Annotated in this window: 23 protein-coding genes; 9 read left to right on the top strand and 14 right to left on the bottom strand. The window is 63.0% G+C overall.

Going from position 1 to position 20,674, the window contains the following annotated elements; genetic code table 11:
* Positions 1 to 8 precede the first annotated feature (8 nt).
* Genes IF103_RS17710 through IF103_RS17720 form a run of 3 tightly spaced genes read right to left on the bottom strand, consistent with a single transcriptional unit; the run spans position 9 to position 1,825 of the window.
* Positions 9 to 530, bottom strand: a complete 522-nt coding sequence (locus IF103_RS17710; RefSeq protein ID WP_023381756.1) for a DUF2937 family protein — start codon at positions 528 to 530, stop codon at positions 9 to 11.
* Between the two features lie 9 nt (positions 531 to 539).
* Positions 540 to 1,313, bottom strand: a complete 774-nt coding sequence (locus IF103_RS17715) for a class II glutamine amidotransferase (protein ID WP_023381757.1) — start codon at positions 1,311 to 1,313, stop codon at positions 540 to 542.
* A gap of 14 nt (positions 1,314 to 1,327) precedes the next feature.
* Positions 1,328 to 1,825: a hypothetical protein gene (locus tag IF103_RS17720; RefSeq protein WP_023381758.1), complete on the bottom strand. Its 498-nt coding sequence runs from the start codon at positions 1,823 to 1,825 to the stop codon at positions 1,328 to 1,330.
* A 158-nt stretch (positions 1,826 to 1,983) separates the two neighbouring features.
* Here IF103_RS17720 and IF103_RS17725 point away from each other — a divergent pair, with 158 nt between their 5' ends.
* Both IF103_RS17725 and IF103_RS17730 read left to right on the top strand, forming a co-directional pair.
* A complete protein-coding gene (locus IF103_RS17725) occupies positions 1,984 to 4,026 on the top strand; it encodes a S9 family peptidase (RefSeq protein WP_023381759.1) in 2,043 nt (680 codons plus the stop codon).
* Positions 4,027 to 4,143: 117 nt separating this feature from the next.
* On the top strand, positions 4,144 to 4,611 hold the full coding sequence (locus IF103_RS17730) for a cyclic nucleotide-binding domain-containing protein (protein ID WP_023381760.1): 468 nt from the start codon (positions 4,144 to 4,146) through the stop codon (positions 4,609 to 4,611).
* Here the strand turns inward: IF103_RS17730 and IF103_RS17735 are convergent.
* On the bottom strand, positions 4,608 to 4,886 hold the full coding sequence (locus IF103_RS17735) for a hypothetical protein (protein ID WP_023381761.1): 279 nt from the start codon (positions 4,884 to 4,886) through the stop codon (positions 4,608 to 4,610). The genes IF103_RS17730 and IF103_RS17735 overlap by 4 nt on opposite strands.
* 131 nt (positions 4,887 to 5,017) lie before the next feature.
* Between IF103_RS17735 and IF103_RS17740 the strand changes: the two genes are divergently transcribed.
* Both IF103_RS17740 and IF103_RS17745 read left to right on the top strand, forming a co-directional pair.
* A complete protein-coding gene (locus IF103_RS17740; protein WP_023381762.1) occupies positions 5,018 to 5,389 on the top strand; it encodes a YajD family HNH nuclease in 372 nt (123 codons plus the stop codon).
* A 71-nt stretch (positions 5,390 to 5,460) separates the two neighbouring features.
* Positions 5,461 to 5,931 carry an RNA methyltransferase gene (locus IF103_RS17745; RefSeq protein ID WP_008095669.1) on the top strand — a complete coding sequence of 157 codons (471 nt, stop codon included), beginning with the start codon at positions 5,461 to 5,463 and terminating at the stop codon, positions 5,929 to 5,931.
* A 24-nt stretch (positions 5,932 to 5,955) separates the two neighbouring features.
* Here IF103_RS17745 and IF103_RS17750 read toward each other — a convergent pair whose 3' ends face one another.
* The gene (locus tag IF103_RS17750) at positions 5,956 to 7,173 is read right to left on the bottom strand and encodes a hypothetical protein (protein WP_202675516.1); all 1,218 of its coding nucleotides are present in this window, start codon (positions 7,171 to 7,173) and stop codon (positions 5,956 to 5,958) included.
* Between the two features lie 41 nt (positions 7,174 to 7,214).
* The gene (locus IF103_RS17755; RefSeq protein ID WP_023381764.1) at positions 7,215 to 7,664 is read right to left on the bottom strand and encodes a YcgN family cysteine cluster protein; all 450 of its coding nucleotides are present in this window, start codon (positions 7,662 to 7,664) and stop codon (positions 7,215 to 7,217) included.
* Positions 7,665 to 7,808: 144 nt separating this feature from the next.
* Between IF103_RS17755 and IF103_RS17760 the strand changes: the two genes are divergently transcribed.
* Entirely contained in the window at positions 7,809 to 8,402 is a 594-nt protein-coding gene (locus IF103_RS17760; protein WP_023381765.1) for a nitroreductase family protein, read from the top strand.
* A 76-nt stretch (positions 8,403 to 8,478) separates the two neighbouring features.
* On the opposite strand, the gene IF103_RS17765 is transcribed toward IF103_RS17760, so the two are convergent.
* The 5 genes from IF103_RS17765 to IF103_RS17785 all read right to left on the bottom strand — a co-directional run bounded on the left by IF103_RS17765 (position 8,479) and on the right by IF103_RS17785 (position 13,205).
* Positions 8,479 to 9,411, bottom strand: coding sequence for a D-2-hydroxyacid dehydrogenase (locus IF103_RS17765; protein ID WP_023381766.1), 933 nt, complete (start codon positions 9,409 to 9,411; stop codon positions 8,479 to 8,481).
* A gap of 78 nt (positions 9,412 to 9,489) precedes the next feature.
* Complete coding sequence (locus IF103_RS17770) at positions 9,490 to 9,783, bottom strand: YcgL domain-containing protein (protein WP_023381767.1); 294 nt, start codon at positions 9,781 to 9,783, stop codon at positions 9,490 to 9,492.
* Positions 9,780 to 10,913 (bottom strand): ribonuclease D, encoded by a 1,134-nt coding sequence (gene rnd / locus IF103_RS17775; RefSeq protein WP_023381768.1) that lies wholly within the window; start codon positions 10,911 to 10,913, stop codon positions 9,780 to 9,782. Before rnd ends, IF103_RS17770 begins: the two co-directional genes overlap by 4 nt.
* 124 nt (positions 10,914 to 11,037) lie before the next feature.
* Positions 11,038 to 12,675, bottom strand: a complete 1,638-nt coding sequence (locus IF103_RS17780) for a phosphoethanolamine transferase (RefSeq protein ID WP_202675517.1) — start codon at positions 12,673 to 12,675, stop codon at positions 11,038 to 11,040.
* A 164-nt stretch (positions 12,676 to 12,839) separates the two neighbouring features.
* Positions 12,840 to 13,205, bottom strand: a complete 366-nt coding sequence (locus IF103_RS17785; protein WP_202675518.1) for a 5-carboxymethyl-2-hydroxymuconate Delta-isomerase — start codon at positions 13,203 to 13,205, stop codon at positions 12,840 to 12,842.
* A gap of 116 nt (positions 13,206 to 13,321) precedes the next feature.
* Between IF103_RS17785 and IF103_RS17790 the strand changes: the two genes are divergently transcribed.
* Positions 13,322 to 13,558 carry an HP1242/YdcH family protein gene (locus IF103_RS17790; protein WP_023381771.1) on the top strand — a complete coding sequence of 79 codons (237 nt, stop codon included), beginning with the start codon at positions 13,322 to 13,324 and terminating at the stop codon, positions 13,556 to 13,558.
* A 52-nt stretch (positions 13,559 to 13,610) separates the two neighbouring features.
* Here IF103_RS17790 and IF103_RS17795 read toward each other — a convergent pair whose 3' ends face one another.
* Positions 13,611 to 14,795: a trans-sulfuration enzyme family protein gene (locus tag IF103_RS17795; protein ID WP_202675519.1), complete on the bottom strand. Its 1,185-nt coding sequence runs from the start codon at positions 14,793 to 14,795 to the stop codon at positions 13,611 to 13,613.
* A gap of 129 nt (positions 14,796 to 14,924) precedes the next feature.
* Between IF103_RS17795 and IF103_RS17800 the strand changes: the two genes are divergently transcribed.
* Positions 14,925 to 15,386, top strand: coding sequence for an Lrp/AsnC family transcriptional regulator (locus IF103_RS17800; RefSeq protein ID WP_023381773.1), 462 nt, complete (start codon positions 14,925 to 14,927; stop codon positions 15,384 to 15,386).
* Between the two features lie 69 nt (positions 15,387 to 15,455).
* Here IF103_RS17800 and IF103_RS17805 read toward each other — a convergent pair whose 3' ends face one another.
* A complete protein-coding gene (locus IF103_RS17805; protein ID WP_202675520.1) occupies positions 15,456 to 17,786 on the bottom strand; it encodes an FdhF/YdeP family oxidoreductase in 2,331 nt (776 codons plus the stop codon).
* 282 nt (positions 17,787 to 18,068) lie between these two features.
* Here IF103_RS17805 and moaA point away from each other — a divergent pair, with 282 nt between their 5' ends.
* Both moaA and IF103_RS17815 read left to right on the top strand, forming a co-directional pair.
* On the top strand, positions 18,069 to 19,073 hold the full coding sequence (moaA, locus tag IF103_RS17810; RefSeq protein WP_027907422.1) for a GTP 3',8-cyclase MoaA: 1,005 nt from the start codon (positions 18,069 to 18,071) through the stop codon (positions 19,071 to 19,073).
* A gap of 20 nt (positions 19,074 to 19,093) precedes the next feature.
* Positions 19,094 to 19,993: a bestrophin family protein gene (locus IF103_RS17815; RefSeq protein ID WP_027907421.1), complete on the top strand. Its 900-nt coding sequence runs from the start codon at positions 19,094 to 19,096 to the stop codon at positions 19,991 to 19,993.
* 41 nt (positions 19,994 to 20,034) lie between these two features.
* On the opposite strand, the gene moaB is transcribed toward IF103_RS17815, so the two are convergent.
* Positions 20,035 to 20,574 carry a molybdenum cofactor biosynthesis protein B gene (moaB, locus tag IF103_RS17820; protein WP_023381777.1) on the bottom strand — a complete coding sequence of 180 codons (540 nt, stop codon included), beginning with the start codon at positions 20,572 to 20,574 and terminating at the stop codon, positions 20,035 to 20,037.
* Positions 20,575 to 20,674 lie beyond the last annotated feature (100 nt).

Below are 20,674 nucleotides of genomic sequence, written 5' to 3' on the forward strand. Positions count from 1 at the left end.
ACAATCGACTAGCGCCAGCTCTCTTTGACTGCCTTGCGCCGTCCACCCAGAATCACCCAGCCAAGCAGCACCAGCAGGCTCTCGACGGCAAACGCCAGCACGAATCCAGTGCCGATCCCCCAGCCAATCGCTTCAGGCACCAGCAGAAGCTGGTAGCTGTAGCCCTTGAGCGTCTCCTCGCGCAGTTGTGGCTCTGGCTGCACCAGCACATGCCAGGTGCGGCTCACCCACGAGCCTTGCAACGCCTGCCATTCATCCTCGAGCAACTGGTTGCGAATCAACAGGCTCTCGATGCTGTTGGCATCGCTGTTGAACACCGGGTCGTCGCTGCCGCGATAGTGCTTGAGCAATGCCTGCAGGTCACCGTTGAAGAACCGCTCGGCCGTCTGCTTGAAACCGTCGAGTGCCTGGCGCGACTCGAACAGGTGCGCCTCGACCCGCTGGGTGTAGTCCTTGACCAGCCCCGGAACCTGGATACCGGCCAGCAGGCCGAACGTGAACAGCAGCAACCGCAGATAACTTCTGAACATGCAGCGTCCTTAGCTCTGGCCGTGGGAAACGCACTCTCCGTGCCGCCACAACGCCCACTGGCCCGGCTCGTAGCGGTTCCAGGTTTCGTTTTCGGTGAGCGCTTCGGTGGCGATCACCGTGACCACGTCGTTGGGGGTGGTTTCGGTGTGAAAATCGACGATCAGGTCGACATCCTTCAAACGCGCGGCACCGAATGGCGCGCGTCGGGTAATGTGTACCAGCTTGGTCGAACAGAAGCAGAACAGCCAGTCGCCGTCGCTGAGCAGGCAATTGAACACGCCCTTGCCACGGTAACCGGCACAGGCCTCCACCAGCACCGGCAGCAACTGCTCCACCTCCACAGGCTCGGGGAAAGCCGCACGGATGCGGTTGAGCAGGTCGCAGAAGGCCGCTTCGCTGTCGGTGTCGCCCACGGGCCGGTAGAACGTCGCCTCGCCCTTGAAGTCGCCCAGCTGGCCGTTGTGTGCGAAGCACCAGTTGCGCCCCCACATTTCACGGACGAACGGATGGGTGTTGGACAGGCAGACCCGGCCGACGTTGGCCTGGCGGATGTGGCCGATGACCACTTCGCTCTTGATCGGGTAGCGCTGCACCAGGTTGGCGACTTCCGATTCGCTACTCGCCGCCGGGTCCTGGAACAGCCGCAGGCCACGGCCTTCGTAAAACCCGATGCCCCAGCCATCACGGTGCGGGCCGGTACGCCCGCCCCGCTGCATCAGGCCGGTAAAGCTGAAGACGATGTCGGTAGGGACGTTGGCACTCATGCCCAGCAGTTCACACATGCTCGTCGCTCCGTTTACAAGCGCGGTTCTACCCGGCCACGGCCGGTCATCGGCGTTGGCGCCGGGTCGTCGCGGTAGCGGTCGCGGCGGTCGGCGCCGAAGGCGGACTCGGACGCGACCTGCTCATCCTCGGCTGCCTGACGCTTGGCGGTAGCCTCGGCATTCGCACGGCGCTCGCGGGCGCGTTTTTCCAGTGGCCAGCGGACCAGCACGAACAGTGCATACAGCGCGAAGGCGATCATGCCGTACAGAGCGAAATCGGAGACCGCGCGCCAGGCGTTGTTGCCCACCTTGAAGGCAACGTCCAGGGTGGTGATGGCGATGGCCGGGGCGAAGCTTTCCTTGACCGGGTCTACGATGGTTGGGGTCAGCAGCAGCACCGCCAGGATCACCCGCAGCGGTTCACGCAGCCAGCGCCACATCCAGCCGGTGAGTTTGAAGCCCACCAGCAGGCAGCCCAGGGCGGCAAGGGCGTAGAGGCCCCAGGCGAGGGTATAGTCGTTCTCGGTCATGGTGATCGTGCAAGCCAGGCAAAGAGATGCCTATGATAAACACTTTTCAGGGCGCAGGCGCCCCCCGGCGACAGCGCTAGCCTGTTAGGGCCTCTTCGCGGGTTTCCCCGCGAGGGGGCAGGTACGCGCACCGACAGCCCCCAGCCAAGAGATCCCCGATGCCCAGCAAACCTCAGCCCCCCATCGCCCGCCAAGACTCGGCAACCGACCCCTACGCCTGGCTGCAACAACGCGACACCCCTGAAGTACTGGCCTACCTGCAAGCGGAAAACACCTACCAGCAAGCCTGCCTGGCCGACCAGGCGCCCTTGCGCGAGCAGCTGTTCGAGGAGATCAGGGGCCGTATCCAGGAAACCGACCTGTCGCTGCCCTCGCCCTGGGGCCCGTACCTGTACTACACCCGCACCACGGCGGGCGACGAATACCCCAGGCACTATCGCTGCCCGCGCCCGGCGGACGACGCCAACACCGTCGATGAAAGCCGCGAGCAGCTGCTGCTGGACCCCAACGCCCTGGCCAATGGCGGCTTCCTGTCGCTGGGCGCGTTCAACGTCAGCCCCGACCACCGCTTGCTGGCCTACAGCCTGGATACCAGCGGCGACGAAATCTACACGCTGTACGTCAAGGACCTGGCCGACGAGAGCGTCACCACCCTGCCCTTCGACGACTGTGACGGCAGCATGACCTGGGCCAACGACAGCCAAACGCTGTTCTTCGCCGAGCTGGACGACACCCACCGCCCGTGGCGCCTGCGCCGCCACACCCTCGGCGAGGCCTCGGCAGCGACGGTGTTCGAAGAGACCGATGGCCGCTTCTTCCTGCACTGCTACCGCTCCAGCTCCGAGCAGCAGCTGGTGCTGCTGCTCAACAGCAAGACCACCAGCGAGGCTTGGGTGCTCGACGCTAGCACCCCGCAAGCCGAATTCACCTGCCTGGCACCGCGCCAGGAAGACCACGAGTACTTCCCGGACCACGGCCAGCTTGACGGTGAGTGGCGCTGGTTCATCCGCACCAACCAGGATGGCATCAACTTTGCCCTGTACCACGCACCGGCCAGCCAGGTACCAACCCGCCAGCAATGGCAGGTGCTGGTACCGCATCGCGATGAAATCATGCTCGAAGGCCTGAGCCTGAACGCCAGCGCCCTGAGCCTGAGCCTGCGCGAAGGCGGCTTGCCGATCATCGAGGTTCGTCCACAGGGCCTGCAGCCGTACCGTGTCGAATTGCCCGATGCGGCCTACAGCCTGTATGTGCAGGACAGCCTGGAGTTTTCCAGCCCCCGCATTCGCCTGCGCTACGAGGCCCTCAACCGCCCGGCCCAGGTACGCCAGCTGGAACTGGCCAGCGGTGCCCAGCAAGTGCTCAAGCAAACCCCGGTGCTAGGGCCATTCGACGCCGACGACTACGTGAGCGAACGCTTGTGGGCTATCGCCCAGGACGGCACCCGTGTGCCGATCAGCCTGGTGCGCCGGCGTACGGATGCCGGCAAGGTCGTGCCACTGTACCTGTACGGCTACGGCGCCTATGGCGAGAGCCTCGACCCATGGTTCTCCCATGCCCGCCTGAGCCTGCTGGAGCGCGGCGTAGCCTTCGCCATCGCCCACGTCAGGGGCGGCGGCGAGCTGGGTGAGGCTTGGTACCGCGCGGGCAAGCAGGAGCACAAGCAGAATACCTTCAACGACTTCATCGCCTGCGCCGAGCACTTGATCGCCGAAGGCGTGACCTGTGCCGATCGCCTGGCCATCAGCGGCGGCAGCGCTGGTGGGTTACTGATCGGCGCCGTGCTCAACCTGCGCCCGGAGCTGTTCCGCTGCGCCATAGCCGAAGTGCCGTTCGTCGACGTTCTCAATACCATGCTCGACCCCGACCTGCCGCTGACCGTCACCGAGTACGACGAATGGGGTAACCCGCAAGCGCCAGAGGTGTATGAGCGGATCAAGGCCTACGCCCCCTACGAAAACGTGAAGGCCCAGGCCTATCCGGCCATGCTGGTGGTCGCCGGCTACAATGACAGCCGCGTTCAGTACTGGGAGGCCGCCAAGTGGGTGGCACGCCTGCGCACGCGCAAGACCGACGACAACCTGCTGCTGCTCAAGACCGAAATGGGCGCCGGGCACGGCGGCATGAGCGGTCGGTACCAAGGGCTCAAGGACGTGGCCTTGGAGTACGCGTTCGTGTTGAATGAGCTGGGCGTGGCGTAAATCGCGTTTTTTGTTGTCATACCCAGCGCAGCGCACCTGAAGGTCCTAACGCCGGCAATCCGGCTCCAGAAGGTGTGCCCCACGCTCTCGGACAACAGCCGCGAAGAAGAACGACACATGCCCGACCAAACCCTTCTGAACACCGAAATCCGCGACATGCTCATGGACTGCGGCCAGTTCGACAACCTGCAGCTCAGCGACTTCCAGGCCGCCGCTGGTTATTTCAGCCTGACCGAAATCCGTGAGGGCCATACCATCTTCAACGAAGGCGACGCCGGTACCTTCATGTGCATCCTGCACCAGGGCGTGGTCTCGGTGCGCAAGACAGACAGCACGGGTGCCCAGGTCGAAATCGCCACCCTGCGCAAGGGCCGCGCCTTCGGTGAAATGGCCGTACTCGACGGCGAACGGCGCTCGGCCAGCTGCATCGCCGCCAGCGACTGCCTGCTGTTGACCCTGGGCAAGGACTCGCTGGAAAAGATGCTCAATGAGGCACCCCGTATCGCCGCACGGATCATCCGCGCGCTGGCCGTGACCCTTTCGAAACGCCTGCGCATGCAGGATGGCCAACGCCTGGCACTTTAATCGTCGTCAGGCGGTGGTTTCACCGGTTCAGGGCGCAACCCAGGCAAAGGCTGGTCCTTGGGCGGTCCAGGCACCGGCATCGGTGGCAACAGCGGGCCACCTGGCTGGCTGTCATTCGCCTTGGGCGGCGTGCTCGGGGTGATTTGCGGGTAAGGCGTTGGCGTCGGCGTGCCAGGCGCTCCAGGCACGGGTGTGTTGATCCGCGGTGGCGTACCCGCGGCTTCGACTGTTGGCACCACGGCGAGCAGCAGCGCGGTGAGGATCGCACGGACCATCTGCAACCTCCTGTCGGGACCAATCTACAGGCTACGCCTTCCTGGCACTTTTTGCCTGTCCGAGGGCCCCGCAAGCGCGCTAGACTCAAGAGTAGAACCGTCATTTGCCTGATCAAGACAAAGGAAACACCATGAGTTCGGCCTCCACTTCCGCCGCCACCGCCCGCCTCGACCGCATCCTGGCCGACGCCAAGCGCGACAAAGAAATGGGCTACCGCGACAAAGCCCTGAAAATGTACCCGCATGTGTGTGGCCGCTGCGCCCGTGAGTTCTCCGGCAAGCGCCTGAGCGAACTGACCGTGCACCACCGCGACCACAACCACGACAACAACCCCCAGGATGGTTCGAACTGGGAGCTGCTGTGCCTGTACTGCCACGACAACGAGCACTCGCGCTACACCGACCAGCAGTATTTCAGCGAAGGGTCGACCAGCACGCCAAGCATCGCCAAGGCCACCCACAACCCATTCGCTGGGTTGGCGGGCATGCTCAAGAAAGACTGAACGTCGTTTCGCCCCCCACTGCCGCCGGGTAGCCCGTATAATCGCGCTTTTTTTGCGAAGGACCCCGGCACGTGGCAAACAAACGGTACAGCTGCATCGGCCTGTTCAATCCCAAATCAGCGGAGAACGTAGGTTCGGTGATGCGCGCAGCGGGTTGCTACGGCGTCAACTCGGTGTTCTACACGGGCAAGCGGTATGAACGCGCGCGTGACTTCGTCACCGACACCAAGCGAGTGCACTACGACATCCCATTGATCGGCATCGATGACCTGCAGCGCATCATTCCGCTGGGGTGCACACCCGTGGCGGTGGAGCTGGTCGAAGGCGCCCGCCCCCTGCCCGAGTACACCCACCCCGACCGCGCCATCTACATCTTCGGCCCGGAAGACGGCAGCCTGAGCGCCGATGTTCGGGCGTGGTGCGAAGAGACCATCTACATTCCGACCGAGGGTTGCATGAACCTGGCGGCGACGGTGAACGTGGTGCTGTATGACCGCTTGGCCAAGGGGTTGAATACCCGCTCCGGGCCCAAGTTCAAATAAGCGAACCGCGCTGGCGGCGGCCTATCAGTCGCCCGAAGCCAGGACCTTGCTTTGCAACGCCTCGGATCGGCGCCCCAGCACGTTTTCGCTGATCTGTACGAACGCCTCGGTGCTGACGCTCGGCAGGCGCATCAAGGCCCGGGCCACATCATCCAGCGAGCGCTTGGCCTGGGTGTGAAGACGGATCTCCTTGTCCAGCGCCTGCAACAACAGCACACCACGCGCCACCTGCGCCGGGGTCGCGTGCTCGCCGCCCAAGTGAGAGACCTTGGCCGCCTGCTTGTGCAGGCGCGCCTGCCAGGCCTGGTAACGGTCATCGCTGACACCGCCGGCCCGGCGTAACAATTCGCTGGCGTAGTAGTCGGTGAGGCTTTCGCCGATCCAGTCACTGTCCTCGTGGCCGTGGATCTGTGCGAACAACTGCACCAACTCGCGCAACAACGGACTGCTGCCGTTTTCGCCCACCATAGGTCTGGCGCTGTGCAGGTACAACGATCCCTGCGCCGCCATCGCCCCGCGCCACATGCCATCGCGGGCCCCCACCACCAGCAGCTTTGGCGGGTTACGCGGGAACACCGCCTGCAACTGCGGCCAGACGAAGGTCAGCAGCGTCAGGTTGTCCATTCGGCGCATGCCCTGTCCCACCGGAGCGGCGACAGTGACCTCGGTCTCGCCCAGACGAGCACGGCGGCTGCCCAGATTGCCCGCGAGCATCCAACCGGTCGGGCGGTCGAACAAGCGCGACACGTTGTCGATGCGAAATTTGTCCTTGCCGATACGCGGCCACGCCGTCTCGACGCTTTTCCAGCCGGCAGGCAGGTCGAATGCCAGGCGCGCCACCAGCTCGGTACCGTCCTGCTGGTCGAGGCGCGCCGACGGCACCAGTTGCTCGCCCTGGAACAATGCCCAGTGCGGGGTCATGCGCGATGAATACGCGCCACTACGCAGTTTCTGGTCCAGTTGCACCCGGTAGCTGAGGCTGGTCTTGCCCGCCGCCGGATGCCACACGCCATGCTCACCCTGCTGTTGCCATTGCCCATCGGCCTGAAAACCGCTGTACGCACCCGCCTTGCCCAAGTCGAAATCCAGCGAGCGTACGGCGCTGCCATCGCCCAAGGTCAGTCGCACTTCGGCCTGGCCTTGTTCGGGCAACAGGCGCACCTGGTAATCGAGATCGACCTTCTTGGCCCAGGCTGGGGCACAGGCCACGAGGCCCAACAGCAACAACAGCTGACAACGCATACAGAAACTCCTTGTTTCCCAGAGGCGACTGGGCGCGCCGTTCAGCTGGCGCGGAAAATCAGGTGGTCTTCCCAGTCGTCTTCATCCACATCATGCTCGCTGAGCATACGCCCGGACTGGGAAATGCGCTGTTCGTGGACTTGTTTGCGGTCACCGCACACCAGAGGGTGCCAGGCTGGCAGGTCCTTGCCCTCGCTGACCAGGCGATAGCCGCAGGTGCTGGGCAACCATTTGAACTGGTCGGCCTTGCCCGGCGTGAGCTGGATGCAGTCGGGCACATGGGCGAAGCGGTTGGGGTAGTCGCTGCACTGGCAGGTGTTCAGGTCCAGCAACTTGCAGGCGATGCGGGTGTAATAGACGCTGTTGTCGTCCTCGTCCTCGAGCTTTTGCAGGCAGCACAAACCACAGCCGTCGCAAAGCGATTCCCACTCCTGCGGGTCGAGTTGTTCGAGGGTCTTGCGCCGCCAGAACGGCGCGTCGTCAGCAATCATCACACGGGTTTCCTGCAGTCATCTTGAGTCCGCGGCGCGCGGCGGCGCCAGTCTAGAGCCTGGCCTTCGGCAAAGCCAGACCGCTTGTCAGTCCCGCGCGCAGGCAGTAGCGTGCGGTATTTCCCACCCATTGCAGGAGCAGCCATGAGCGCCAACCCTCGCATCGCCGATTACGCCATCAACGAGCAGTTCATCAACCGCTGGTCGCCCCGCGCCTTCACCGCCGAGCCGATCAGCGAAGCAACCTTGCTCAGCTTCCTGGAAGCCGCACGCTGGGCGCCATCGGCCTACAACTCGCAGCCGTGGCGTTTCCTTTATGCACGCCGGGACACCGCGCATTGGGAGCGCTACCTGGACCTGCTGGTGCCGTTCAACCGCAGCTGGGCGCAACAGGCCTCCGCGCTGGTGCTGATCATCTCCAAGACCACATTCGCCGCACCCGGCACCCACGAAGAGAAGCCGGCCCTGTGGCACACCTTCGACACCGGGTCCGCCTGGGGCCACCTGGCACTGCAAGCCAGCATCAGCGGTTGGCACACCCACGGCATGGCCGGGTTCGATCAGGCGTTGGCCCGCGAAACACTGAAAATTCCCGAGGGCTACGAGTTGCACGCCATGGTGGCGATCGGCAAGCTGGGCGACAAGGCCAGCCTGGACGAAGCGCTGCAAGCCCGTGAAGTGCCGAGCCCACGCCGACCGCTGAGCGAGTTGGCGGCCGAGGGTGATTTCAGCCTCTGAGCCTTTGGCTGGCTTTCCGGCTTGATCGCCGGCAAGCCGGCTCCTGCGTGGGGTTGGCCGCAACGCTGCAGATAGTTCAGTAACCCCGGGCGAAAGCCACTTCGCCACGCAACCCCTCGCCCGCCTGATACCCGCGCACATTCTCGACGAACAAGCGCACCATCGCCACCGGCGACGTCGGTGCCGAGCTATGCCCGGTCAGCAGCAAACCCCAGGCGGTCCAGAACGGATGCCGCTGGGGCAAAGGTTCTTGCCGGCAGACGTCGATCACCGCACCCGCCAGGTGCCCTTGCTTCAACGCCTCGACCAGGTCGGCATCGACCACGGCCACACCTCGACCGGCATTGATGAACAACGCACTGGGCTGGAACCGCTGGAACAGCGCTGCGTCGTACACATCATGGGTCGCTGGGGTATCCGGTAGCAGGTTGAGCACGTAGTCGACCTGCCCCACCAGCCGCGGCAAGTCCTCCAGGCCAGCCACCTCGACGAACGGCGCCTGCTCGCGGGCACGGCTGGCAACGCCGTACAGCGTCACCCCGAACGGCTGGAGAAACTCGGCCACGCACTGGCCGATATCACCGGTACCGACGATCAGCACCTTGCGCCCTTGCAGCGAACGCCCAGGACGATCATCCCAGCGCCGCTCGACCTGGCTGACCAGGCGTGACAGCACTTCGCGCTCATGGACCAGCATATAGGTCAGCATGTACTCGGCCATTACCTGGCCAAAGATGCCCACCGCCCGGGTCAAACGGTAATCACGCGGCAGGCCCTGGGCCAGCAACGGGGTGATGCCGGCCCAGGTCGATTGCATCCAGTCGGGTTTGTGGCCCTGGCGCAGCAGGCTTGCCAGCAAGTCCGGCTGACCCAGCCATACCGGGCATTCTGGCGCCTGGCGCGCCAGTTCGGCGGAATCGCCGCTGGTCAGGATTTCCAGATCCGGGGCCAACTCACTCAGCAGGCGGGCATAAGTGGCATGATCCTGTTCAGCGATCAGAACGCGCATCGACGTGACAACCTTGACAGATAACGACAGCGGCCCGATCTGCGGGCCGCCTGGCAAAAGTGGGTAACCGCGCCTGGGTCAGGCGGGATCGTTACGGCGCAGCAACTCTTCGGGCAGGTGCTCGATGTAGTCGTCTTCAGGTGGCGGCATCTGCAGGTGATAGCCCTGGTTCTCCAGGTTCTCCAGCACCTTCGCGATGTCTTCGCGGGCCAGTTTGCGCTCAGGGGTCAGCACCAGGTCGAAGGCGTGCACGGGGGTGCCGAAGAACGGCAGCAGGCCTTCGGGTACGCGCTCCAGGCCGTCGGCCTTGAGCACATAGAGGTACATTTCGTGCTTGCGGGGGCTCTTGTAGATCGAGCAGATACGTTTCATTGGGTCTCTCCGGCGCCCGCCAGGTTGTCCAGCAGGGCCTGGCCCATGCGCTGGCGACGCCAGCCGCGCAGCGAATCGGGCAGTTGATAAGGGCCATTGGGATAGCCGCTCTTGAGCAAGGCTTCCAGGGTCTTCTTGCGCAGCATCAGTTCCGGGGCGATGCCCAAGCGTTCGCCTTCGGCCTGGCCAACGGCGCGCAGGCGCTTGAGGATGCCTGCGGCTTCGATCGGCAGTGGTTCGGGCAGCGCCTGCGGCCATTGCTCCTTGGGCAGGCTGGCGGCACGCTTGATCAGCTGGATCAGGAACTCGCCGTCCTGCCGAATGGTGCGCGGGTGCATCTCGTCGATCTTGGCCAGGCCCGACAGGCTGTCGGGTTGGGTCCTGGCCATCGGCCACAGCGAGTGCTCCTTGAGGATGCGATTGCGCGGCACATCGCGGCTGCGCGCCTCTCGCTCGCGCCAGGCACAGAGTTCGCGCAACACCGCCAGTTGCTGGGGCGACAGCTTCCAGGCCAGCTTGACCTCACGGTAGAGGGTTTCAGGCTCGACCTCACGGCGCAGCTGAGCCACCAGCTCGGCACCGTCTTCCAGCACCCAGGCGTACTTGTCATCGGACAACCGCGGACGCAGGGCGGCGAACAGCTCGGCCAAATGCACGGCATCCTCGGCGGCGTAGCTCACCTGGGTTTCCGACAGCGGCCGCTGCAGCCAATCCGAGCGGGTTTCGCCCTTGGGCAGCTCGATGCCCAGCACTTCCTGAACCAGGCGCGAATAGCCCATGGAGAAGCCCAGGTTCAGGTAACCAGCCGCCAACTGGGTGTCGAACAGCGGCTGCGGCAGCTTGCCGGTAAGGCGCAGCAGCACTTCGAGGTCTTCGCTGCAGGCGTGCAGCACCTTGACCACGGCGCTGTCATCGAGCAGCTCGGCCAAGGGTTGCCAATTGCCGATCAGCAGCGGGTCGATCAAGAACGCCCGCTGGCCATCGCCGATCTGGACCAAACCGGCCTTGGGGTAAAAGGTGTCGACGCGCATGAATTCGGTATCGAGCGCGACGAACGGCAGTTCGCGCCAGCGCAGGCAGTGTTCGGCCAGGCTCTGGTCGTCACGAATCCAGTGTATTTCGATGGCCACGAGGCTCTCCCACTAACATTGGCGCGCAGTATATACGGCGCGGGCACTGCTGGTGAAACCTGCGCCATCCTTGAGGTCGATCAGTGGTGTCCTGGAAGCCTTGATGAGGGGGCTGGACATTCTCTCAGCGCTTGGCCGCCAGCCAAGGCCGGCAGCTGGCGAACATGTCCAGCGACTGCTGGTAGACCTCGGTGTGCACCTGCAGCAGGCCGAGCATCGAGTGGAACAGGTTGTCCTGGGACAACGGCGCGTCGCTGAGCTTGGCCAGGCAGTCGTTGTCGATGCCGAAGTCTTCACGGTAGCTGTCGGAGAACCAGGTCAGCAGCGGCACATGCTTTTGCTGCTCCGGTGCCATCATGTAGGGCGTGCCATGCAGGTACAGGTTGTATTCGCCCAGCGACTCGCCATGGTCGGACAGGTAGATCATCGCGGTATCGACCTTGTCCTGCTTGCTGCGCAGGATGTCGATCAACGAGGCCAGCACCTTGTCGGTGTAGGCAAGGGTGTTGTCATAACCGTTGATGATCTCCTGCTGGCTGCACTGGTCCAGCGCATTGCTCTGGCACACCGGGCCAAAGCGACCACTGTCCGCCGGATAACGCTTGTAGTACTCCGGCCCATGACTGCCCATCTGGTGCAGCACCAGCACGGTGTCCTTGTCGAGGTTGTCGATCAGATCGCCCAGGCCCTGCAGCAGGATTTCGTCATGGCATTCGCCGTTGGCGCAGAGCGTCGGGTCCTTGAGGTTGCTGACATCGACGAACTGCACACGGTCACAGGTGCCCTTGCAGCCGGACTGGTTGTCGCGCCACTGCACGGCAAGACCCGCGCGCTGGAGGATGTCCAGCAGCCCTTCGCGATTCTTGGCCACCCGTGCGTCGTAATCCTTGCGCCCCATGCCGGAAAACATGCAAGGCACCGACACGGCAGTCTCGGTCCCACAGGAGTGCACATCGGAAAATGCTACCAGGCCCTGCTCCTTGGCAAGGCTCGGCGTGGTGTCGCGGTCGTAGCCGAGCACCCCGAAGTTCTCTGCCCGTGCGCTTTCGCCCACGACCAGGACGGTCAGCGATTTGCGCTCATGGTGCTGCCAGGCGGCATCGCGACGGGCATCTTCGCCGTAGTTCTCGAACGGCCGCGCAGCCGTACCGACCCGCTCGCTGACATAGCCAATGGAAGCACCGACGATGTTGCTGGGGGTCAGCATCAGGCGCAGTTCGTGATGGTTTCGAAACAGCGACGACAGCCCTTGGTAGTTGACCAGCGCCACCGAGCCCAAGGCCACGACACAGGCACCGCTGACCACCAGTTTGCCGAGCAGTTCTCGGTGCCAGGCGCGGTAGGCGATGGGGGCCTTCCACAACAGGACCGAAGGCAATACACCGAGCAAAAGTATATAAAGCGCAAACTTCAAGGAGAGCAAGTCACGCACTTCGGCAACATTGGTCTCGGCGATATTACGAAACATCCCCGAATCAATTAGCACACCATATTGGTTCATGAAGTAAGCGACCCCTGCGCCACTCATGAACAAGAGGATCAATAGCGGTTTTAATACGTAGCGGAAGGTAAACAGCGTCAAGATCAGATTGAAGGCGAACACCATCAGCAGGGCGAACGCCATCCCCAACCAAAGCCCAGTCATGCCCGGCGGCAGGATGTGCTCCAGGTGCTGCCAGAGGAAGGCATTGAAGCCGATCAACAGGTAAAGGCTGGCCAGCAGCGTAACCCATTCGGTCCGCAGGTATTTGAAGTTGAGCATCAGCGTTCGCAATCAAGAGTGATTATCAGCCAAGGCCTGAAAGGCACCTTGGTAAAGTTGGCGAAACTCTAGAAAGCGAACCATCAATTTTTCGTGAAAAAGACGCCAACAAATTCGTGAGCCAGCATCTTTTTCAAATTAGAAGCCGTTCATTCAGCTGTCATTCAGCCTGGCAGGTGGAGTTTGGCGTACGGCACTCGCTCGATGTCCAGTACCTCGACACACAGCTGAAGGTCCAGGCCGGGGTGCTGCGGGATGGCGTCGCGTAACACCTCGAGCAGACTGGCAGACAGTTGTGCCTTCACCTGGGGCGAACGTCCATCGAGGATGGCCAGCCGCACATGGGCGAAGGCCCGCTCACCCGGCGCGGTGCCGACCCGGTAGTGGGCAAACGCCTGGGCCCGGCTCTTGATGTCCCGTTCATCGGCGAACTGGCCACTCCCGACCAGCGCATGGTTCAGGCGCAGCAGCAGCGTATCGACATTCAGTTCACGCAGGTTGTCGCTGTATTCCAGGTTCAGATGGGGCATGGCGCAGGTTCCGGTTCGCCGAAGGGAGGCGACAGCCTACCCCAGTCCCCTACCTGCGCAAAGGCGGCTATCCTCAAAGGTCAGGACCTTACCGACAACCCGACAGAGGTGAAGAAATGCCAGTTCCGCACGATTTGCTCGCTGACCTGCACGTATCCGCCGACCAGTTCCAGGCACTCATCGACAAGGACCAGGAACTTCACAAGCTGCACAAGGAATACAACGCCAAGGACAAAGAAGTAGTGACTGCCGAAACCAACGGCACCAATGACGATGTGATCAATCGCCTGCGCAAGGAACGGTTACTGCTCAAGGACAAGATCGAACGGATCATTCATCCGCCCAAATCCTGATTCCACGCCCTATCGCCGGCAGGCCGGCTCCTGAACGGAGCCGGCCCAGCCTTCACACCGCAGCGGACGCCTTGAGCGCCCCGTCCAGATCCTCGATCAAATCGCGGTAATCCTCGATCCCCACCGACAGGCGCAACAGGTTTTCGCTGATCCCCATTTCGCCTTTCTGCGCCGGGCTCAGCGAATTGTGGGACATGCTCCAGGAATGGTTGATCATGCTCTCCACCCCGCCCAGGGAGTCGGCCAGGACAAAGATCCGCAACGCCTCCACCAGACGATTGAGCGCCGCCCGGTCACCCCCTTGGACCTTCATCGCCACCACCGCTCCGCCAGCGCGCATCTGACGCTTGCACAGCTCATGCTGCGGGTGGCTTTCCAGCCCCGGGTAATAGACCTTCTCGATCTGCGGGTGGCTTTCCAGAAAACGCGCCACCTGCAACGCATTGGCGCATTGACGCTCCATGCGCACGTCGAGCGTCTTTAGCCCCCGCAGGGCCAGATAGCAGTCGAACGGTCCCTGGATCGCGCCCACCGCCATGCTGATCTTGCGCAGGCGGGCCAGCAATTGCTCGTTGGCGGCCACCACCACGCCGCCGGTGAGGTCGGAATGGCCGCCGATGTATTTGCTCGCCGAGTGCATCACCAAGTCCACGCCCAGGGTGATCGGGCGCTGATTCCAGGGCGAACAGAAGGTGTTGTCGATGCAGGTGAGGATGCCGCGCGAACGGGCCAGGTCGCACACCGCCTTGATGTCGACCAGGTGCAACAGGGGGTTGGTCGGCGACTCGATCCAGATCAATTGGGTCTCGGGGCGAATCGCTTGCTCCACCGCGTGAATGTCGTTGAGGTCGACGTAGGTAGTGGTCAGCCCTGAGGTACGCCCGCGGTAGTCCTCCAGAATTCGGAACGTACCGCCATAGACGCCGTTCATAACCACCACATGGGCATCCTTGGGCAGCAGCTCGAGCACCGTGGCGGTAGCGTTCACGCCAGAGGCGCACGCCACTGCGCCAACGCCCTCTTCCAAGGCGGCGACACAGGTTTCGTAGGCATGCCGCGTCGGGTTGCCCACACGGCTGTAGGCGTACTCGGGGTTATCGTCCAGACTGCGCTTGATATACGAACTGGCGGTGTAGATCGGCGGGAAGATCGCATTGTCGGCGACGCTGGACTGTTCACCGGCGTGGATGGTACGGGTGGCGAAATTACGCGGCTTGTCGGACATGGTCGGGTCCATTGGTCGAAGGGAGACAGGTTGAAGAGCGCCACTATCTCACACCCGCGCAAGAGGCTCCTATAGCAGTATTTTTTGCTATTTCACGCTACCCTCGGAGAATAATTTTTCTCACTTGATCGCCAAAGGCCCATGGACAGTTTCGACCAACACATCCTGACCCTGCTCCAGCGCGACGCTTCGATTTCCCTCAAGGACCTGGCCGAGGCCGTCAACCTGTCCACCACCCCGTGCTGGAAGCGGGTCAAACGGCTTGAAGAAGACGGCTACATCATTGGCCGCGTTGCGTTGCTCGACCCGCAGCGGCTAGGGCTGGGCTTGACCGTGTTCGTCCAGCTCAAGACCCAACGCCACGACAGCGCATGGCTGGAGCAGTTCGCCACGACGGTGAACGGCTTCGAGGAGGTGATGGAGTTCTACAGAATGTCCGGAGACTGGGACTACATGCTGCGTGTGGTGGTGGGGGATATCGCGGCATATGACCGTTTCTACAAGAAACTGATCAACAGCACCGACGGACTTTCCAACATCACTTCCAGTTTTGCCATGGAGCAGATGAAGTACACCACGGCGTACCCGGTGCATCGTTCGTGACAGGTGCCAGCCTCATCACCGGCACGCCGGCCCCTGCAGCATCAGCGTGACGGCGATGGTGGGCTGTGTTCAGTCCGCTGCCAGCACGGTGCCGATCCGGTTAACGGCCTTGGCTTTCTCCAGTCGAATGGCCACGAATTTGGAGGTTGGCGTGTAGGTCCCTTCGCCGTAACTTTCCAACGGTACCAGCGGGTTGGTCTCGGGGTAGTAAGCCGCCGCCTGCCCCTCGGGCACGTCATAGGGCACCAGACGGAACCCCGCTACACGACGCTCGCGGCCATCCTCCCACAGCGACACCATGTCCACCTGCTCACCCGGCTCGAAGCCCAGGCGGCGAATGTCAGCCTCATTGACGAACACGACCTCGCGCAGGCCGAACACCCCTCGGTAGCGGTCATCCAGGCCGTATAGCGTGGTGTTGTACTGGTCGTGCGAACGCAGCGTCTGCAGGATCAGGTCCGGCTTGTCACCACGGGCCAGCACCTGGGCATTGACCAGGTGTTCAGGCAATTGGCTGGCGCTGAAACGCGCCTTGCCAGTGGCGGTGCGCCAACTGCGCTCGGCGGCACTGTTGCCCAGGTGGAAGCCCCCCGGATGCTGCAGGCGCTTGTTGAAGTCGGCAAAACCCGGAATCACATCGGCGATCAGACTGCGTATGCGGCCATAGTCGGCGATGGAGTATTCCCAGTCGATGGGCTTGTTGCCCAAGGTGGCCTTGGCCATGCCGGCGATGATGGCCGGTTCTGAACGCAGATGGGGCGACCGTGGACGCAGTTGACCGTGGGAGAGATGCACCATGCTGAAGGTGTCTTCAACGGTAACACCTTGCGGACCGGTGGCCTGCAGGTCGATCTCGGTACGGCCCAGGCAGGGCAGGATCAGCGCATCGCGCCCGGTAACCAGGTGCGAGCGATTGAGCTTGGTAGAAATCTGTACCGTCAGCGCACAGTTGCGCAAGGCTGCATGGGTACGGGGCGTATCTGGCGTGGCTTGGGCGAAGTTGCCCCCCAACGCGACGAAGACCTTGGCCCGCCCCTCTTCCATCGCCTTGATCGCCAGCACGGCGTTGTGCCCAGGGTTACGCGGAGCGCGAAACTGGAAGCGCTTCTCCAGCGCATCGAGCAGCCCAGCCCTTGGTTTCTCGTCGATGCCCATGGTGCGGTCGCCCTGCACGTTGCTGTGGCCACGCACCGGCGACAGGCCTGCGCCCGGCTTGCCGACGTTACCGCGCAGCAACTGCAAGTTGACGATTTCCTGCACCGTAGCCACCGAGTGACGGTGTTGGGTGATCCCCATGGCCCAGCACATGATCACTCGCTCGGCCTTGCGGTACATACGTGCTGCCAACTCGATCTCGGCCAGGGTCAAACCCGACTGCTCGACGATATGCTCCCAGGAGGTGGCATCCACCGCGGCCAGGTAGGCCTCGACGCCACTGGTGTGCTCCGCGATGAAAACATGGTCGAACACGGGGGGTTCCCCCTTGGCCAGGGCTTCGCGCTCCCACTGCAGAAGGAACTTGGCGATGCCGCGCATGGCAGCCATGTCGCCGCCGAGGGCCGGGCGGAAATACGCGGTGTTGGTCGGCTCGGAGCCATTGCTGAGCATCTCGAAGGGATGCTGCGGATGCTGGAAGCGCTCCAGTCCACGCTCCTTGAGCGGATTGAAGCACACCACCTGTGCGCCACGCTTGACCGCCTCGCGCAGGGGTTCGAGCATCCGCGGGTGGTTGGTGCCAGGGTTCTGGCCGATGACGAAGATCGCATCCGCCAGCTCCAGGTCGTGGAACACCACCGTGCCCTTGCCCACGCCAAGGGTTTCGGACATGCCGGTACCGCTGGCCTCATGGCACATGTTCGAGCAGTCGGGGAAGTTGTTGGTGCCGTAGGCGCGCACGAACAGCTGGTAGAGAAATGCCGCCTCGTTGCTGGCCCGACCCGAGGTGTAGAACTCGGCCTCATCCGGCGAGTCGAGCGCTTGCAGGTGCTGGGCGATCAGGGCGAATGCGTCGTCCCAAGTCGTTTCCACGTAGTGGTCGGAGGCCGCGTCATAGCGCATCGGGTGGGTCAGGCGACCCTGGTACTCCAGCCAGTAATCGGTCTGTTCGGCCAGGGCACTGACGCTGTACTTGGCGAAGAATGCCGGGTCGACCGACCGGCCGGTTGCCTCCCAGTTCACCGCCTTGGCGCCGTTCTCGCAGAACTTGACCATGTCGCTTTCCGGCGACTCGCCCCACGCGCAACCTGGGCAGTCGAAGCCGCCGTTCTGATTGGTCTTGAGCATGGCACGCAGGTTCTTGAAGGCGTTGTCACTACCCAGCCAGCTCTTGGTCACGCTCTTGAGCGCGCCCCAGCCGGCGGCGGGGCCTTTGTAGTCCCTGATGTGTTCGTCTTGGCTCATGGGATGGATCCTCACGCGGGGCATTCGAAAAAGGCCGCCAGGTCAGTTGCCCGGCTTTTTTCCAGCGTATGGAGCCCGAACCGAGGCCGTCCAATCGAAATACCTTACGGCTCGATAAGCAGGCTCGATGATGCCCTACAGCCCATGCCACACGGGACGTGCAGCCACGATAGAGGGTATTTATCAATTAGTCGGAGAAAGCAATTTGACGGGGGTGGCGCCAGGTTATAGCTTGAACCTGACACGCGGCGTCCGCCGCCCCTACCTCATTCGAGCGCGAACGTGGAACAGAACAGCCGGCCCCTGATCGACGGCTTCAACCGGAAAATCGACTACTTACGGATGTCGGTTACTGACCGCTGCGACTTCCGCTGTGTCTATTGCATGGCCGAGGACATGCAGTTCCTGCCGCGCCAACAGATCCTTAGCCTCGAAGAGCTGTTCCAGGTCGCCGAACGCTTCGTCGCCCTGGGTACCCGAAAGATCCGCCTAACCGGCGGCGAGCCTCTGGTACGCCAGGGTATCGTCGAGCTGTGCCAGCGCATCGCCGCCCTGCCGGGCCTGCGTGAACTATGCCTGACCAGCAATGGCTCGCAACTGGGGCGAATGGCCCAACCCTTGTTCGACGCCGGCGTCTCACGCCTGAACATCAGCCTCGACAGTCTGAATGCCGAGCGTTTCAAGCAGCTGACCCGCACAGGCGACCTCAGCCAGGTGATCGCGGGTATTGACGCCGCCCGCCGCGCCGGTTTTCACCGAACCAAACTCAATTGCGTGGTGCTCAAAGGGCGCAACGACGATGAACTGGTCGACCTGGTGCGCTTTGCCATCGACCGTGACCTGGACATCACCTTCATTGAAGAAATGCCCTTGGGCGTTATCAGCGAACATGAGCGGGGCGAGTCGTTCTGCTCCAGCGACGAGGTGCGTGAGCGCCTGGCCGAGCATTTCACCCTGGTAGAGTCCACCGAATCGTCCCAAGGCCCGGCACGTTACTGGCGCCTGGCCGAGGCGCCGGACAGTCGGGTCGGCTTCATCTCGCCGCACAGCCACAACTTCTGCGCCACCTGCAACCGCGTGCGCCTGACCGTCGAAGGTCGCCTGCTGCTGTGCCTGGGCAATGAGCACTCGGTGGACCTCAAGCACGTGCTTCGTGCCCATCCGGGCAATCCCGAACGCCTGGAAAAAGCCATCCGCGACTCACTGCACCTCAAGCCATACCGCCATCATTTCGAAGTCGGCGGCGATGTGCAGATCCTGCGTTTCATGAACATGACCGGCGGCTGAGTGCCCGCCTCTGGACTTCCATGATCGTCCACTCCCGCCCTGATGTGCTGCGCGTGTTGTTCACCCTCAAAGGGTCGATCATCAAACGCATTGCCTTGCGTTGCCTCACGGTTACCTTGCTGGCGGCACTGATCGTGTTGGTCGAGCGGCACTTCCCGGCGTTCTTCTACCCGGTCAGCGCGACCCCGTTCACCCTGCTGGGCCTGTCGTTGTCGATCTTCATGAGCTTTCGCAACAACGCCTGCTACGACCGTTGGTGGGAGGGCCGCAAGGCCTGGGGCATGCTGATCATCGAGACCCGTTCGTTCGTGCGCGAGAGCGTGGCGATCACCGACGAGCAGTTGCGCAGCCAGTTTCTGCGCAGCCTATGTGGCTTCGCCCATGCACTCAATGCCAGGCTGCGCAATGAAGACGACCTTGCCGCGGCACGTCCCTGGCTGGCCGACACGCACGGTATCAGCCCGCACAACGTTTGCGACGGCATCCTGCGCCAGGTCGGCGCGCAGTGCTCACAGCTGGCCGAACAGAACCACATCAGCGAGTGGCGCTACACCTTGCTGGAGCAGCGATTGACGGGACTTTCGCAGGTGCAGGCTACCTGTGAGCGGATCAAGGGCACGCCGTTGCCGTTCCCCTACACCCTGTTGCTGCACCGCACCATCTACATTTTCTGCCTGTTGCTACCGTTTGCCCTGGCCGAGCCGCTGGGCTGGCTGGCGCCGCTGTTCACCACCATCGTGGGTTACACCTTCTTTGGCCTGGATGCGATCGGCAATGAGTTGGAAGACCCGTTCGGGCGCGATGAGAACGACTTGCCCACCGATGCCATGGTGCGCACCATCGAACGGGATGTGCTGGCGGGGCTTGGGGTCGAGCCATTGCCCGAGGCGTTGCAACCGGTCGATCATGTGTTGAGCTGATGCCCCAATCGCCGCGGTTTACCGGCGACTGAGGGCCGACATCAACCGCGGCTCTCGCACACCGCAATCGGCTTGAGGTGCGGTACGAAATTGCACGGCCGGTGGCGGGCGTCGAGCTGCTCGGCCAGGATCCCCTCCCAGGCCGTGCGGCAGGCACCGGTCGAACCTGGCAGGCAACAGACCAAGGTACCATTGGCCAGCCCGGCCATTGCCCGGCTCTGCACCGTCGAGGTGCCGATATCGAGGATCGACAGGGCACGGAACAACTCACCGAAGCCATCGATGCGCTTGTCCAGCAGGCACTGCACCGCTTCAGGCGTGCTGTCGCGCCCGGTGAAACCAGTGCCGCCAGTGACCAGCACCACCTGCACGTTGTCGTCGGCTATCCAGGTGGCGACCTGGGCGCGGATCTTATACAGGTCGTCCTTGAGCAGCGACCTCGCCACCAGGCGATGGCCCATCTGCACCGCGCGGCTGGCCAACAGCTCGCCGGAGGTGTCGTTGTCGTAGGTTCGGGTATCGCTGACGGTGAGTACAGCGATGTTCAGCGGTACGAACACTGCATCGGGTTTGACGCTCACAGGGTGTGCTCCTCGAATGGCATTGCCGCCACGCTAGAGGCCTGGCCGCCAGGCGTCCAATCGATATGGCGAACGGGTTCATCGATCGGCTCTATCGGCC

Source organism: Pseudomonas sp. SK2, assembly GCF_016772395.1.
In the GTDB taxonomy this organism is placed as follows: domain Bacteria; phylum Pseudomonadota; class Gammaproteobacteria; order Pseudomonadales; family Pseudomonadaceae; genus Aquipseudomonas; species Aquipseudomonas taiwanensis.

Coding starts and splice junctions, on each gene's coding strand:
- IF103_RS17710 (WP_023381756.1), bottom strand. CDS start 530: ATGTTCAGAAGTTATCTGCGGTTGCTGCTGTTCACGTTCGGCCTGCTG.
- IF103_RS17715 (WP_023381757.1), bottom strand. CDS start 1,313: ATGTGTGAACTGCTGGGCATGAGTGCCAACGTCCCTACCGACATCGTC.
- IF103_RS17720 (WP_023381758.1), bottom strand. CDS start 1,825: ATGACCGAGAACGACTATACCCTCGCCTGGGGCCTCTACGCCCTTGCC.
- IF103_RS17725 (WP_023381759.1), top strand. CDS start 1,984: ATGCCCAGCAAACCTCAGCCCCCCATCGCCCGCCAAGACTCGGCAACC.
- IF103_RS17730 (WP_023381760.1), top strand. CDS start 4,144: ATGCCCGACCAAACCCTTCTGAACACCGAAATCCGCGACATGCTCATG.
- IF103_RS17735 (WP_023381761.1), bottom strand. CDS start 4,886: ATGGTCCGTGCGATCCTCACCGCGCTGCTGCTCGCCGTGGTGCCAACA.
- IF103_RS17740 (WP_023381762.1), top strand. CDS start 5,018: ATGAGTTCGGCCTCCACTTCCGCCGCCACCGCCCGCCTCGACCGCATC.
- IF103_RS17750 (WP_202675516.1), bottom strand. CDS start 7,173: ATGCGTTGTCAGCTGTTGTTGCTGTTGGGCCTCGTGGCCTGTGCCCCA.
- IF103_RS17755 (WP_023381764.1), bottom strand. CDS start 7,664: ATGATTGCTGACGACGCGCCGTTCTGGCGGCGCAAGACCCTCGAACAA.
- IF103_RS17760 (WP_023381765.1), top strand. CDS start 7,809: ATGAGCGCCAACCCTCGCATCGCCGATTACGCCATCAACGAGCAGTTC.
- IF103_RS17765 (WP_023381766.1), bottom strand. CDS start 9,411: ATGCGCGTTCTGATCGCTGAACAGGATCATGCCACTTATGCCCGCCTG.
- IF103_RS17770 (WP_023381767.1), bottom strand. CDS start 9,783: ATGAAACGTATCTGCTCGATCTACAAGAGCCCCCGCAAGCACGAAATG.
- IF103_RS17780 (WP_202675517.1), bottom strand. CDS start 12,675: ATGCTCAACTTCAAATACCTGCGGACCGAATGGGTTACGCTGCTGGCC.
- IF103_RS17785 (WP_202675518.1), bottom strand. CDS start 13,205: ATGCCCCATCTGAACCTGGAATACAGCGACAACCTGCGTGAACTGAAT.
- IF103_RS17790 (WP_023381771.1), top strand. CDS start 13,322: ATGCCAGTTCCGCACGATTTGCTCGCTGACCTGCACGTATCCGCCGAC.
- IF103_RS17795 (WP_202675519.1), bottom strand. CDS start 14,795: ATGGACCCGACCATGTCCGACAAGCCGCGTAATTTCGCCACCCGTACC.
- IF103_RS17800 (WP_023381773.1), top strand. CDS start 14,925: ATGGACAGTTTCGACCAACACATCCTGACCCTGCTCCAGCGCGACGCT.
- IF103_RS17805 (WP_202675520.1), bottom strand. CDS start 17,786: ATGAGCCAAGACGAACACATCAGGGACTACAAAGGCCCCGCCGCCGGC.
- IF103_RS17815 (WP_027907421.1), top strand. CDS start 19,094: ATGATCGTCCACTCCCGCCCTGATGTGCTGCGCGTGTTGTTCACCCTC.